The sequence below is a fragment of the Candidatus Endowatersipora endosymbiont of Watersipora subatra genome (assembly GCF_964026585.1).
Lineage (GTDB): Bacteria > Pseudomonadota > Alphaproteobacteria > Rhizobiales > Rhizobiaceae > Pseudahrensia.
Window position 1 is genome coordinate 892,494 of the sequence record NZ_OZ032160.1, and the last position, 13,497, is coordinate 905,990.

General features: G+C 39.6%; 13 protein-coding genes. 5 read left to right on the top strand and 8 right to left on the bottom strand.

Features of this window, described 5'->3' with window-relative positions; genetic code table 11:
• Positions 1 to 57: 57 nt before the first annotated feature.
• The 3 genes from AAGD37_RS04055 to AAGD37_RS04065 form a co-directional block, all read right to left on the bottom strand.
• Entirely contained in the window at positions 58 to 276 is a 219-nt protein-coding gene (locus tag AAGD37_RS04055; protein ID WP_341760253.1) for a DUF2093 domain-containing protein, read from the bottom strand.
• A 28-nt stretch (positions 277 to 304) separates the two neighbouring features.
• A complete protein-coding gene (gene mutL / locus AAGD37_RS04060; RefSeq protein WP_341760254.1) occupies positions 305 to 2,104 on the bottom strand; it encodes a DNA mismatch repair endonuclease MutL in 1,800 nt (599 codons plus the stop codon).
• Between the two features lie 289 nt (positions 2,105 to 2,393).
• The gene (locus tag AAGD37_RS04065) at positions 2,394 to 3,335 is read right to left on the bottom strand and encodes a zinc ABC transporter substrate-binding protein (protein ID WP_341760255.1); all 942 of its coding nucleotides are present in this window, start codon (positions 3,333 to 3,335) and stop codon (positions 2,394 to 2,396) included.
• Positions 3,336 to 3,424: 89 nt separating this feature from the next.
• On the opposite strand from AAGD37_RS04065, the gene AAGD37_RS04070 reads away from it, so the two are divergent.
• From AAGD37_RS04070 to hemC, 3 genes are all read left to right on the top strand, one after another.
• Positions 3,425 to 4,267 carry a metal ABC transporter ATP-binding protein gene (locus AAGD37_RS04070; protein ID WP_341760256.1) on the top strand — a complete coding sequence of 281 codons (843 nt, stop codon included), beginning with the start codon at positions 3,425 to 3,427 and terminating at the stop codon, positions 4,265 to 4,267.
• Positions 4,264 to 5,103, top strand: coding sequence for a metal ABC transporter permease (locus AAGD37_RS04075; protein ID WP_424945463.1), 840 nt, complete (start codon positions 4,264 to 4,266; stop codon positions 5,101 to 5,103). The genes AAGD37_RS04070 and AAGD37_RS04075 overlap by 4 nt, the downstream gene beginning before the upstream one ends.
• A gap of 228 nt (positions 5,104 to 5,331) precedes the next feature.
• A complete protein-coding gene (hemC, locus tag AAGD37_RS04080) occupies positions 5,332 to 6,306 on the top strand; it encodes a hydroxymethylbilane synthase (protein WP_341760258.1) in 975 nt (324 codons plus the stop codon).
• Here hemC and hemA read toward each other — a convergent pair.
• Positions 6,262 to 7,518, bottom strand: a complete 1,257-nt coding sequence (gene hemA / locus AAGD37_RS04085) for a 5-aminolevulinate synthase (RefSeq protein WP_341760691.1) — start codon at positions 7,516 to 7,518, stop codon at positions 6,262 to 6,264. The two genes, hemC and hemA, sit on opposite strands and share 45 nt — an antisense overlap.
• A gap of 191 nt (positions 7,519 to 7,709) precedes the next feature.
• On the opposite strand from hemA, the gene AAGD37_RS04090 reads away from it, so the two are divergent.
• A complete protein-coding gene (locus AAGD37_RS04090; protein WP_341760259.1) occupies positions 7,710 to 9,209 on the top strand; it encodes a protein adenylyltransferase SelO in 1,500 nt (499 codons plus the stop codon).
• Between the two features lie 92 nt (positions 9,210 to 9,301).
• Here AAGD37_RS04090 and secB read toward each other — a convergent pair whose 3' ends face one another.
• On the bottom strand, positions 9,302 to 9,793 hold the full coding sequence (secB, locus tag AAGD37_RS04095; RefSeq protein ID WP_341760260.1) for a protein-export chaperone SecB: 492 nt from the start codon (positions 9,791 to 9,793) through the stop codon (positions 9,302 to 9,304).
• 536 nt (positions 9,794 to 10,329) lie between these two features.
• On the opposite strand from secB, the gene AAGD37_RS04100 reads away from it, so the two are divergent.
• On the top strand, positions 10,330 to 11,043 hold the full coding sequence (locus AAGD37_RS04100; protein WP_341760261.1) for a Tim44/TimA family putative adaptor protein: 714 nt from the start codon (positions 10,330 to 10,332) through the stop codon (positions 11,041 to 11,043).
• A gap of 26 nt (positions 11,044 to 11,069) precedes the next feature.
• Here AAGD37_RS04100 and dnaQ read toward each other — a convergent pair whose 3' ends face one another.
• The 3 genes from dnaQ to AAGD37_RS04115 all read right to left on the bottom strand — a co-directional run bounded on the left by dnaQ (position 11,070) and on the right by AAGD37_RS04115 (position 13,178).
• The gene (dnaQ, locus tag AAGD37_RS04105; RefSeq protein WP_341760262.1) at positions 11,070 to 11,795 is read right to left on the bottom strand and encodes a DNA polymerase III subunit epsilon; all 726 of its coding nucleotides are present in this window, start codon (positions 11,793 to 11,795) and stop codon (positions 11,070 to 11,072) included.
• Position 11,796: 1 nt separating this feature from the next.
• On the bottom strand, positions 11,797 to 12,417 hold the full coding sequence (gene coaE / locus AAGD37_RS04110) for a dephospho-CoA kinase (protein ID WP_341760263.1): 621 nt from the start codon (positions 12,415 to 12,417) through the stop codon (positions 11,797 to 11,799).
• Between the two features lie 155 nt (positions 12,418 to 12,572).
• Entirely contained in the window at positions 12,573 to 13,178 is a 606-nt protein-coding gene (locus tag AAGD37_RS04115; RefSeq protein ID WP_341760264.1) for a Maf family protein, read from the bottom strand.
• Positions 13,179 to 13,497 lie beyond the last annotated feature (319 nt).

Here is a 13,497-nt window from a genome sequence, read left to right on the forward strand (position 1 = left end):
ATGTTAACAGGTCTCTTGAAATAGAAAGAATAGAGAAAGAGCGAAACTCTACCAAGCTCATTCGAACCTCGCTTTAAGATCTGCTTTCATAGATGCATGTGCATCTATATAAGCTTCCTGTCGTTCAAAGCTCCAATATCTTAATTCATTGAGTGGGATGAGTTCTCCTGAGATCGCACAGATAACGTAACTTCCAGGCACTAACACACGAAAGTCAGATTCAAGATATTGAATTTGAGCCTCGGTTCCACTGTCCCTCTGCATTCGTTTTAACATCAATTAAACTCCAATACTGTGAATTAAGTTAGCATATGCCGAATAATTTCTCAAAATCGGTCAGTTTCAATTCAACATAGGTAGGACGGCCATGACTACATTGGCCTGAACGGGGTGTAGACTCCATATCACGTAATAATTGATTCATTTCTTCGAGAAAAAGTCGTCTTCCAGAGCGAATCGAAGCATGGCAGGCCATGGTTGATGCAACTTGATGGATCTTATTGGACATCAGTGTACTGATATTCCATTCATAAATTTCATCAACAAGATCTTTTATCAGTGCTGTTGAATCAATGGTTCCTAGAATGGCAGGGGTTTCATGAATAGCAATGGCTCGAGGACCAACTGGTTTGATAGAAAGTCCAAAGGGAGAGAGGGAGTCGGTGTGAGCCAATAACCGACTCATATCTTCTTCTGGAATTTCCACAATCTCAGGAATAAGCAGCATCTGCACCGCAACCCCATTAATGGCAATTTGCTGTTTTAATTTTTCATAAACTAAGCGTTCATGAGCAGCATGTTGATCAATAATCACCATGCCATCTTCCGTCTGTGAAATAATATATCTCTTGTGGAGTTGAGCACAGGCTCTACCAAGCGGTAAATCCTTTTCAGTTAGTCCTACTTGATCAATTGTTGTCATATTAGACGAATGTAACTCTCCCTTTTGAGACAATAGAGATTCATTGACATCGTTCTTGGATCTTTGAAAAGAAGATGGTTGGTTCAGTGAAGCTGTTGAGGGCCTCCTTATTTGAGAAGAATGAGGTGTTTCTAATCCTGATTTAGAAAGAATAGAAAATAAACGATTCCCTCCTTCTGTGGAAGCGAGGTGTTTTGATTTGGATATTGCCTTTTTAAGCGCTCCGGTAATCAAGCGACGAATCAGACAAGGATCTCTAAAACGAACTTCCAACTTTGCTGGGTGAACGTTGACATCAATTTCGGATGGTGCAATCTTGATATAAAGTAAGACAACTGAGTGTCTATATCGAGGCAAACAATCCAAATAGGCGCTCTTGATGGCACCTTTTAGCTCTTTGTCGCGTATGGATCTTCCATTTACATAGATAAACTGATGAAGCGAGGTACCTCGGTTATATGTAGGCAATGCAGCGTATCCTGTTAGTAAAACACCTTCTCTTTCTTCCTGAATCACCATCATATTATGAGAAAACTCATCTCCTAACACCATGTTTAATCGACGTCTTAAGCTCTTCTCTCCCTTTTCAGCTTCGTATTCTGTGTGATTACGATCATTGACTGATAGGGTAAATCCGATGTTACGATATCCTAGCACAGACCTTTTCACTATCTCAGTCATCGAAATTGTTTCAGCACGGTCAGTCTTCAAAAACTTTAAGCGTGCAGGCGTTGAGTAGAAAAGATCACGAACTTCTACGAGTGTACCCTGATTCATTGCGACAGGCCGTATATGAGAAATTTCTCCTTGATCAACCGATATTTCCCAGCCATTTTCATCGAAAGCCCTTTTACTTTTGATCATTAGTTTGCTAACGGAGGCAATGGAGGGGAGCGCTTCTCCTCGAAATCCGAGAGTTTGGATATTTGTTAGATCATTCATCAGCTTTGATGTACAGTGACGCTGAATAGCAAGAGATAAGTCTCTTTTGTTCATCCCCTTACCATTGTCACGGATTTGTATCAGGGTTTTACCACCTGATGCTATGATGATAGCAATCTTATTGGCATATGCGTCGATCGCATTATCAAGCAATTCTCGCACCACACTGCTCGGTCTCTCAATGACCTCTCCTGCTGCAATCTGATTGATTATGTTTTTGCTTAATTGCTGAATGGGCATAATTGAGCGGGAAATCCAGGAAATAGATATATCTTAATAATATGTAGAATAAAGCCAGAAAGCCAGTATGAAGATTCTTCTCTGAAGAAATTCCCCACAGTTTTACCATTCTATTGAACGACTAAACGCCTAGATAGCATTCTTGTAATGAAGAATAAAACCAAAAATGCTCTCTTAGTTATCATTATATTTCATTCAGCATAGAACTGGAATCAGTAAAATATAAGATTTAAACTCCCTGTCACGCAGAGACGCTTTCTTAAAAAGACTTATGGCTAGTTTATCGATTTTAATTTAGACTATTCCTGTCTAAACAGTGAGAGAATGAAACGGCCAAATTATTTAGAATTTGAAAATAGGCTTCAGGGCCAGGAGGAACCTTGGTTCCGATAGGATCCAATTCTGTTATATGAACAGGCAAACTGTCTATGATCGTATCAAGAAGGTGATACTCAACCTGAGGTTCCGTGAAGGCACAACGAATTTTTTTTTCCTGTATTGCTTTTTGAAGAGATCGTATCTTTGAAGCTCCTGGTCTTACCATTGGATGGATGGTTGCTACAATTGGATCTGTCAAGCCAAAGTATCGTGTAAAATGGGAGTAAGCATCGTGGAAAACAAGAAAATTATGATCTTTAAACTTTGACATTTTTTTTGTGAGATCTCTTTCCAAGAGAGTTATTTTCACAATAATCTTTTTTGCATTTTTTCGATATAAATCCCCATTTTGGGGATCAATTTTGGATAGTTTTTCGGCTATTTTAGAAGCAATGATCTTTGCTTTTTGGGGAGATAACCATACGTGAGAATCACGATTTTTCGCATAGCTAGAGATAGTGTCAATTTTGGGGACATCATGATGTAGATTGGATGTGAACAGCCGTCCAATTTGGAAATTTACTGCTGTTCTGGATATAGACTGAACAGGAGATGCTAAAAACGATTCTAGCTCAGGGCCTATCCAAATAACCATATCCGCTTTCTGTAATTTTTGAGCCTGGGATGGCTTTAATGCGCTCTCATGGGGTGATCTTGATCGAGTGATCAGAAGATCAGGAACAGCGATATCGTCCATGATGTTGGCAACAAGAGAGTGGAGAGGTTTAAGAGAAACGACCACACGAGGTTCAGCTTCAGCTCCTGCAGATGCAAAGTTTGCTAAGCCAGAAATCGTCCCCCAAAATAATATAAACCATATCAAGCTGGCAACGTTTGAAAGAAAAGGCAACAAGGTTTCAGATACTCATATAATTATAATATTTACTTCCTAATTTGCTTGCATTAAAAAAAACAGACTTAGAGCAACAAAAGGATTTCGTCTTGAATTCTTTGGTAAAAAACGAGAACCATGATGTACTGGTTTCTCTTTGTGATGCTGGTGTTGTTTCTGGTCTACGTTGGCTTGTGCGTGATGTATCTTTTGATGTACGTCGTGGTGAAATTGTTACGATCATTGGTCCTAATGGTTCGGGTAAGTCAACAACAGCCAAGATGGCTCTTGGTATAGTTAAGCCTAATAGTGGAACTGTTCACCGAAAAAAAAATCTTAAGATAGGTTATGTTCCACAAAAATTATCTATAGATAGTACATTACCGCTACCGGTTCACCGATTAATGACTTTGACATCTCAACTCGATAAATCTTCGATGATAACTGCACTTCGATTGACAGGGATGTTTACACTCTTGAATTCAGATGTGAAATCCCTTTCAGGTGGTGAATTGCAAAGAGTATTGATCGCCAGGGCGATTGCGCTAAAACCTGATTTTCTGATGTTAGATGAACCTGCAAGAGGTTTAGATCTCACCGGTGCGCTATCACTCTATCAATTAGTCACTAAAATTCGAAACGAGCTGAACTGCGCAGTGCTTATTATCTCTCATGATCTTCACTTAGTGATGTCAGCGACCGATCAGGTTATTTGTCTCAACGGGCATGTGTGCTGTCAGGGTCCCCCTACGGCTGTTGTGGAGAATGAAGAATATCAAAAATTATTTGGGACATACAGGCCGGATCTGCTTTCAGTTTACGAACACGAACATGATCACGTGCATTTATCAGATGGTCGAGTTAAGCACAAAGATGGCTCGATAACACCTCATTTTCGTGATTTCTCCTTATCAGATAGGAAAATCAACAAAGAGGCTTCTGAGTTTTGTTGATCACCGCGCTCGATGATTTTTTCACACGCGCACTATTGGTTGGTATTGGTCTTGCAATCATTGCTGGTCCATTTGGCTGTTTCATTGTATGGCGACGGTTGTCTTATTTTGGTGATGCACTCTCACATTCTAGTTTGTTAGGTCTTGCTCTTGCCTATCTATTCCATATTAGCATTACAGCTTCCGTCTTTTTGGTTTGTGGATTAGTTGCACTCAGTTTGATTGGGTTTCAAGAACGTCAGGAATTGCCTGAAGATGCTATACTGGTTTTTTTATCCCACGGTTCCCTAGCTTTTGGTTTGTTGATTATTTCATTGCTAGAAACCGTTCGGATTGACCTGATGAGTTTGTTGTTTGGAGATATTTTATCGGCGTCCAGATTTGATGTTGCTGCAATATATTGTGTAGGTAGTGTTGCTCTTCTGGGTCTTGGCTTGATATGGCGTAAACTATTTGCGATAACAGTAGATATCGAATTGGCTGAAGCTGAAGGTATAAACATTCGTCTCATTAGCTCTATATTCACGTTACTTCTTTCAGCTGTTATAGCTTTAGCTATCAAATTAGTCGGGGCACTGCTAATCACCGCACTTTTGATTATACCTGTAGCTGCAGTCCGTGGGTTAGCTCGAGGTCCAGAATCCATGATTATTGCCACGATCATGATAGGCATTACTTCAGTGACTATAGGACTCATGGGATCCCTGAAGTGGGATACCCCTTCAGGACCATCCATTGTCGTTGCTGCTGTGGTCCTCTTTGGATTCTCTAAAATTTTTATTTTTATCGGTAATCAGTGCCGTAAAGGAATGATTCAGTCCAATGATAAAACATAACGAGAAATTCAAAAAGAGCAATTCCTGCTTTTAAAAAGGTTACTTTCTTTCAATCCGTGAATTCTTCTTCAAAAAAGGAAAATTCTATTTATTTTAGAATGAATCGGATCTGGCATATTAGATTAGTATTGTTAAACATGATCAAAATAGAGAGTCTAAATTCATAATGCGTATTGAAAAAATCATTTATTATCATAGAACGGATAGTTTTCGAAGTCTACTCAGTATATGATCCGTATAGCGACACGTCGAAGCAAAATGGCTCTAGCTCAGACTGAGTCTGTTTGCATGCAATTACGTTCTCATAATCCTGTTCTGGAGATACATCTATCTGAGCTGAACGCGCACGGCGATAAAGATGAGATCAACCGCTTGGATCGTCATGGTGGCAAAGGGGGAGCCTTTGTTTCTGAGATCAGAGAAGAATTATTACTTGGGAATACTGAATGCGCTATGCACTCTCTTAAGGATGTACCTGGTAATCAAGAAATGCCTGGCTTGATATTTGCAGCTTTTCTGATGCGTGATGATCCGACAGACGCCTTGGTCTTAAGGTCTGGTCTAACAAAAATCGATCTAGAGAGAAATGAAGGGGATGGCATTCGCATTGGAACAAATTCTGTCCGAAGAGCTGCTTTTATCCGTCATCTTTATCGAAAAGTAGAAACAATCCATTTTCGCGGTGCAGTTGATACTAGAATTCGAAAAATGGATGAGGGTATACCTCAAAAGTTACCCGATGGGAGTGAAACCTCTCCCGTTGATGCTCTTCTTCTTTCAACAGCCGGCCTTATTCGTCTTGGTTTGGAAGATCGTATTTCCCATAAATTTTCTACCCATGATATAATTCCTGCTGTTGGACAGGGGATTGTAGTTGTTGAATGTGTTGATAAAAATTGGAGGATTCGTGAAATGTTATCTGTGATTGACAACGCCGAATCTCGCACGTTGGCAGATGCAGAACGTGAAGTATTATGGGTGTTAAACGGCCATTGCAATTCACCGATAGCTGCCCACGCTACCATTGAAGGTGATACAATGACATTACGTTGCGCCGTGATGTCACTGGATGGTAGACAATTCCTGCAATATAAAGCAGAGGGTGCGGCTCAATCTCCAAGAGAACTTGGTCGTGAGGCTGGTCTGGAATTGATTCATCTAGGTGCAAAACGTCTTATAGACGCCTCTGCCATAGGCATCTAGTCGACAAGCTCGTGATAGAGCACATTGTGACCAGAGCTCAGACAATGCAGTAATCAAACGATCGATATCCTCTGGAGTGTGCAGTGGAGTTGGTGTAAATCTCAGACGCTCAGTTCCTTCCGGAACGGTTGGATAATTAATTGGTTGAACATAGATACCATAATTTTCTAGAAGCAAGTCCGAAATGTATTTACATTTTTTAGCATCTCCCACCATTACAGGAACAATATGACTATCGTTTTTGATATATGGAATTCCGATAGAATCGAGCCGATCTCGCAATGTTTTTACATTATTACGTTGGCGTTGGCGCTCAAGATCACTTTTTTTAAGATGTTGAATGGATGCCATAGCACCAGCTGCTAAAGCAGGGGGTATAGCGGTCGTAAAGATGAATCCAGAAGAGAAGCTACGAATGAAATCGCAGAGAGTAGCAGAAGCAGTAATATACCCTCCCATAACACCAAAGGCTTTGCCGAGTGTTCCTTGGATAACCGTTAATCTGTGAGCAAGATTATCTCGTTCTGAGATGCCGCCACCATGAGGACCATAAAGACCAACAGCATGAACTTCGTCTAGATATGTCATCGCTCCGTATTGATCTGCCATATCACAGATATCAGCAATAGGTGCAATATCTCCATCCATTGAATAGACTGATTCAAAGGCAATAATTTTAGGTACGTCAGGGTCTGTTTCACGAAGCTGGTATTCAAGACCCTTAACATCATTATGTTTCCAAATATGGTTGACAGCGCGAGAATGACGAATACCTTCAATGATTGAGGCGTGATTTTGGCTGTCTGAAAAGATATGGCAACCAGGAAGGCGAGCACCCAATGTGCCAAGAGCGGACCAATTGGAGACATAACCAGATGTAAATAGCGTAGCTGCCTCTTTTCCATGCAACCCGGCCAGTTCTTTTTCTAGTAAAACATGAAAGTGGTTAGTGCCAGAAATATTACGAGTTCCCCCCGCACCAGCACCGCATTTTTCAATTGCATCATGCATGGCTGCCTGCGTTTTAGGGTGTTGGCCCATGCCCAGATAATCATTAGAGCACCAGACCGTGACTTCCTGTGTATTACCTTCTGTGTGGCGAGCCGCCTTAGGGAAGGATCCATTACACCTTTCGAGATCGGCAAAAATACGATAATTCCCGTTTTTACGTAAACGGTTGAGTTGTTGGTTAAAAAACGTGTCAAAGTTCACGAGACTAGGAACCAGCATTGTCAATAAATGAAACCTTAGTTTACTCGAATATTCGTACATGACAATCGTTCGAATTATGAATTTCGAATTACGAAGTACTGTTTTCTTCCACTTTTTCTGTCAAACTACTTGATTATTAGCAAGGTTCGAATCACCTTAATTCAGAAATTAAATAAAAGCAGGTTGACCTTATGCCTGATGTAGAAGAAAAAAATGTACTTTTACCAAAATTTGATAATTCCTATTCGACTTTACCTAATCGATTTTATGCGAAAAACTTGCCAGTTCCTGTTGATAGCCCAGAATTGATTATCCTCAATGAGCCTTTAGCAAATTATTTAGGATTTGAAAGCAGTTGGTTAAAATCTTCTTCTTGTGTTAACATGTTTTCTGGCAATAGCCTCCCTGACGGTACAGAGCCTTTATCCATGGCTTATGCGGGTCATCAATTTGGTCATTGGATATCCTGTTTAGGTGATGGCCGCGCTGTTTTGTTAGGTGAAATGATCGCAACCGATAATAAGCGCTATGATATCCAACTAAAAGGATCTGGTCAAACTTTGTTCTCCAGAACCGGTGATGGGAGGGCATGGATCGGGCCTATTATGCGGGAGTATATAGTATCCGAGGCCATGAATGCTTTAGGTATTTTAACAACCAGAGCATTGGCTGTAGTGACTACAGGTGAAATGGTTCTTCGTGAAAAAGCTTTCCCTGGGGGGATTATAACCCGTGTCGCTAGTTCACATATTCGAGTTGGGACTTTTCAGTATTTTGCTGCTCGTGGTGATATTGAAGGACTGCGTATCCTTGCAGATTATACCATCCAAAGACTCTACCCTGAGATTATGAAAAAACGAAGGCCTTATCTTTCCTTTCTGGAGGTAGTGGTATCTATTCAGGCGAAACTGATCGCTCACTGGATGTCAGTTGGTTTTATCCACGGCGTCATGAACACTGATAATATGGCGATATCGGGTGAAACTATTGATTATGGCCCTTGTGCTTTCATGGATGATTACCATCCTGATAAGGTTTTTAGTTCTATCGATAAAAGGGGATACTATGCTTACAGAAAACAAAATCGCGCAGCGCATTGGAATCTAGTATGCTTGGCTAAGTGTCTTTTACCACTACTTGATGAGAACGAGAGAAAGGCCCTTTCGCTTGCTCAACAAACTGTTGACCATTTTTCAAATCAATACCAAAAATCTTATAATAAGATTTTTGGTGAAAAAATAGGACTACCCTGTCCAACAGAGGACAACAATAAGCTGATTTTCGATTTATTGGTGCTTATGGAATCGCATCATTGTGACTTTACGCATACGTTTTACACCTTATCTGAAGTCCATGATGCCGAAGGAGAAGATAATGCCTTTCTCGTTTTGTTCAATCATAGCACAGAAGCCCGGAGATGGTTTAAAAAATGGAGAACTCAAATTGGAGAAACTGATGAATCTCTTTGCTTTGCCAAAGAGATAATGAGGATGAGAAATCCTGCTATTATTCCGAGAAATCATCATATTGACCGTGTTATTCATCAGGTTTTAGAGTCTGGTTCATTTAAAGAATTTTACCTTATGAATAAGGCCCTTCAAAATCCTTATAGCCGGTTAAATGAAAACGATATATTTAGCTCACCTCCTTTGGAAGAAGATAAAGTCAAGTATACTTTTTGCGGTACATAATATCTCTAAAATCTCTAATGATTATCTTATTTCTGCCCCATTTTCTTAAATGAGGCCCGGAACGAAAAGAAGCCTCTGTTCTTATTTCTAAGTTATTTCGTCTTCACTTGACGAAGTTCGAACAAGGCATCAAAATCAACTGGAGCCATCATCAAGGGAGGAATACCACCATTACGAGTTACTTCTGCCACAATTTGACGAGCAAAGGGGAAAAGAAAGCGTGGACATTCGATCAATATAGTCCGCTCGACCTCATGGTGAGGGATGTTGAATAGTCGAAAACAACCAGCATATCTCAGTTCAACGGTAAACAGAATATTGCTCTCCTTACTGGCAGTAGCATGGATCTTTAATTCCACTTCGAAGTCAGTTTTTGAAAAAGGATTAGCGGTTACATTAATATTAATGTTGATTTCAGGCTGATTTTGGCGGGTATGTGGAACATATGGTGAATAAGAATTGTCGAAAGACAAGCGCTTAGTATATTGCGATAAGATATTGAGCCAAGGCTTTTTAACTGTCGCTTGAGTTTGGGGTTGTCTGTATTCTTGATTTAGTTCTTTTATGCTTGAGTTTGGGTTCATATCAATTTCCGATCTATATAGACTGAGAAAAAACTCAGATCAGTTCATTAATGACGCTAATGGTTTAGTCACAAGAAAGCAAAACTCAGACTCGTTCTGAACCAACCAATTCTCCTCCGAGGAAGGCTGCTAACCATGAACCAGGTGAAGTGATAGAAACAGAAGGTCAAGCCCATGAGATTATTGCGCTCTTACCAAAACCCCAAATATCTTGTATATTTAAGATTAGCTGGATCACTTTTCAAATCTTGCCATCTGAGTCTTAGCTTAGGAAAAAGAGCAATTTAATCACAAAATAACTATGTGATGCCAAGCTCATAAGGCTAAAAACAGTCCTTTACAACGACAGGAAAGAAAGAAAATAAGTAAAGACATTCATTATTCTCATCTAATTATCTTGGATAATCAGAAGTTCTAGCAATTATTTGAGTGTTTATTTTTAAAAAATCTTATAGAAAGACAGTGTTGAACGTTGAAATGAGCCCTTGTAAATTTTAGCTTTTTTGTGGATCATATGAAAAATTATCGGAAATGTCATGGAACTTGACCCTTTTACTATTTTCCCTTTGGCCGTTGCCATTTTTGTTTTCTGGAAACTACGTAGCGTTCTTGGTTCCCGTAATAGGAATGAGCACCTTCCTTATGATCCCCACTCTTCAGTCAAAAATGATTCTGATTTGGAACGGTCTAGAATCAATGATAATTCAAGAAAATTTATTGGGATTCGTCGTCATCGGTTGACGCATGAACAGATTCAATCATTAACAGAAGTGCGCATTCAGGAGGTTTCTGGTCAAGATAGAAATCTGGAACAAGGTCTCAAGGCAATCACTCTTCATGATAGAAATTTTGATATTGATCAGTTTGTTGAGGGGGCAAAAAAAGCATATGAGTTGATCGTAATGAGCTTTGCAAATGGTAACAAAAAAAAACTTGAAGGCTTATTATCAAGTGAAGTTTTTGAAAATTTTGAAACGGTTATCAATGATCGAGCTTCCCGGGGAGAAAGGGTTCAATCGAGCTTTGTTCGTATTGAGAGTGCCCGTATTACAGCGGCTGAATTACTGAAAGATGAAGCTCAGATCAGTCTTGAATTTGTTAGTCAAATAATTTCGGCTACTCTCAATGAAAGAGAGGAGATTATAGAAGGTAGTTTAGAGGAGATTATAGAAGTAACGGATATATGGACATTTACACGCTCAGTAAAATCGAATAATCCGAATTGGAAAGTCGTTGCCACCGATAAGTAATGAGATCAACATCCCCCTCTAGAGAGCTATTTCCATTTATTCCAAATTGCTTTATGTCCCATCATCATCACCATGTCAGCGTGAGCTTCTGCTTCTTTCGGTGTCAAACGGGAATCAAGAGGATTAGGACGCTGTTTTTGTTGTAAACGGGTTCCTATATCAAGAGTACTCAAATGATCAAGATCATGAGAATCATGATCAAGATCAAAACGAAGTTGTAGACCACCTGTCAATTCGATATAGACATAAGTCAGAAGTTGAGAGTCAAGAAAAGCCCCGTGAAGGGTGCGGTCAGTGTTTTTAATTCCAAAACGCTTACACAAAGCATCAAGGGAATTAGAGAGAGTAGGAAACTTCCTTCTCGCAATTTTGAGAGAATCGATAACCCTAGCGGCTTCGATGGCTGGTTGGCCTGCACGTTTGAGTTCAGCATTAAGAAAACCGATGTCAAATGTTGCATTATGAGCAATCAATGTTCCCCTACCAAAGAAGTCTTCAAATTTCGGTAGGAGATCAGTAAAGGTGGGCTTATCAAGAAGTTGAGCCGTTGAAATACCATGAATAGCTTCAGCCTCAGGACTAACTTCTTTCTCTCCAGGATGAAAATATTCATGAAAAGTTCTTCCTGTCGGAACTCTGTTAATCATCTCAACTGCACCGATTTCAATAATACGGTCACCATTCTTTGCACTCAATCCAGTGGTTTCGGTATCGAAGATCACTTCTCTATTATCTTGCCAATTATCCGACATATTAATTTTTGAACCTCTTAGATTGGGGCTGCCAACATCCTGATGTAATGTCTGTTATAATCATTAAAACTTGCTGACGCGCACATTCAATCCCTTTCGATGTGTCGATAATGAAGTCAGCTTTTTGTTGTTTGAGAGAGTCTGGTTCTTGGAGACTGAGTAGCTTTTCAAATTTCTTTTCACTCATCTCCTGACGGGCAAGAACACGATTGCGCTGGATGTCTGCAGGAGCAGTAACAACTACAATACCATCAACATCCTGATCACTAGCGGTCTCAAAAAGTAAGGGAATATCCAATACCGCAAGAAAAACATTTTGTTCTTTCGCGATGTTATAAAACTCTTGTTTTCTTTTTTGAACAAGAGGGTGAACAATCGCTTCAAGTTTCTTCATTGCTTCTTTATTGCCAATGACGTGTCTTGATAATTTGGATCGATCTATACCTTGATCATTACTTATATCAGGAAAAGTACTCTCAAGAAGATTTCCTGCTTCCTCTCGGTAAATATCATGCACTTCAGCATCGGCATCATAAACTAAGATCCCAGCATCCCGAAAGAATGATGCAGTTGTCGATTTTCCCATTCCAATGGAACCAGTGAGACCGATGAAAAGTGTCATATTGTTTTGTTACCATTTTTCAACCACTGATACTGTTATCACCTTATGAAGAAAAGAAGAAAAGAGATTGCTAGACATGAGCTTCCAACGAGTATTGCTCTGATCGATACCTGATCACTAACTGATAACGAATGCTTTTCGTGTCAATAGAATCGTTAATGAACTTCATCATCAATAAGGTTCAAGCTTTTCAGCTTCTCTAACAATGGAAGCAATGGAAGGCCAATAATCGAAAACATATCACCTCTGATATCTGAGAATAACTGGAGACCCAGCCCTTCTATTTGATAAACACCAACGCTAGACAGAACTTCAGGACCAACCAGAGAAAGATAGTTCCCTATGAATTGAGGAGAAAGATGACGCATTGTCATAAAAGAAGTTGAGACATACTGCCATCTCTTTTCACCCGATCGAGCAATGACTACTGCCGAATACAATATATGAGTTTTCCCTGATAAATAAAAAAGACGGGTTCGGGCGTCTTCTAACGACTTCACTTTGTGAAGAACAATATTATCGATAGAAAGAATTTGGTCGCATCCTATTACCCAATCATCATCGTGACGTTCACTCACTTCAACAGCTTTAGCCTGAGCTAAGATGATAGCACGATCTTTCGGCAAGAGACCGGCCTTTTTTAGAGGAAGATCAATCTCTCTTTCATGTAAACGTGCTGGGTTCTGAGTAAATATAAGCCCCGCGTCATGCAATATTTGGGCTCGAAACGGGCTAAGGGATGCAAGAATGATTCTATTCATGAGTGTCAAGCGGAACCTTCAATTCTTTTTCCTTTGAATTCAGTTAAGGCATTGAGTTAATATGTCAATTCTTGTAGATGTAAAAAGGGCTTTTAACCATTCTCTCTTTTTATTCGGAGCTCCCTTTAAAGTCGAATTTCTATTCTTAACCCCCCTTTACTTTTTCTGAATATAAAGTAAAATCATGATTGTTCCTTTATAAAAAAGGGTAGTTATACACCTTATCTAAAGACCTTAAATAGTTTATCAGTTATAATAAGTTGGTTTATTTTAATCTTAAGATTCAAGTTTCTTGATAAAGAGAAATGATCTAAGAATT

Bases quoted from the DNA above. Each gene is read 5' to 3' on its own strand.
- dnaQ (WP_341760262.1), bottom strand. From the start codon at position 11,795: ATGTCGGATAATTGGCAAGATAATAGAGAAGTGATCTTCGATACCGAA.
- AAGD37_RS04100 (WP_341760261.1), top strand. From the start codon at position 10,330: ATGGAACTTGACCCTTTTACTATTTTCCCTTTGGCCGTTGCCATTTTT.
- hemC (WP_341760258.1), top strand. From the start codon at position 5,332: ATGATCCGTATAGCGACACGTCGAAGCAAAATGGCTCTAGCTCAGACT.
- coaE (WP_341760263.1), bottom strand. From the start codon at position 12,417: ATGACACTTTTCATCGGTCTCACTGGTTCCATTGGAATGGGAAAATCG.
- secB (WP_341760260.1), bottom strand. From the start codon at position 9,793: ATGAACCCAAACTCAAGCATAAAAGAACTAAATCAAGAATACAGACAA.
- AAGD37_RS04090 (WP_341760259.1), top strand. From the start codon at position 7,710: ATGCCTGATGTAGAAGAAAAAAATGTACTTTTACCAAAATTTGATAAT.
- AAGD37_RS04055 (WP_341760253.1), bottom strand. From the start codon at position 276: ATGTTAAAACGAATGCAGAGGGACAGTGGAACCGAGGCTCAAATTCAA.
- AAGD37_RS04115 (WP_341760264.1), bottom strand. From the start codon at position 13,178: ATGAATAGAATCATTCTTGCATCCCTTAGCCCGTTTCGAGCCCAAATA.
- mutL (WP_341760254.1), bottom strand. From the start codon at position 2,104: ATGCCCATTCAGCAATTAAGCAAAAACATAATCAATCAGATTGCAGCA.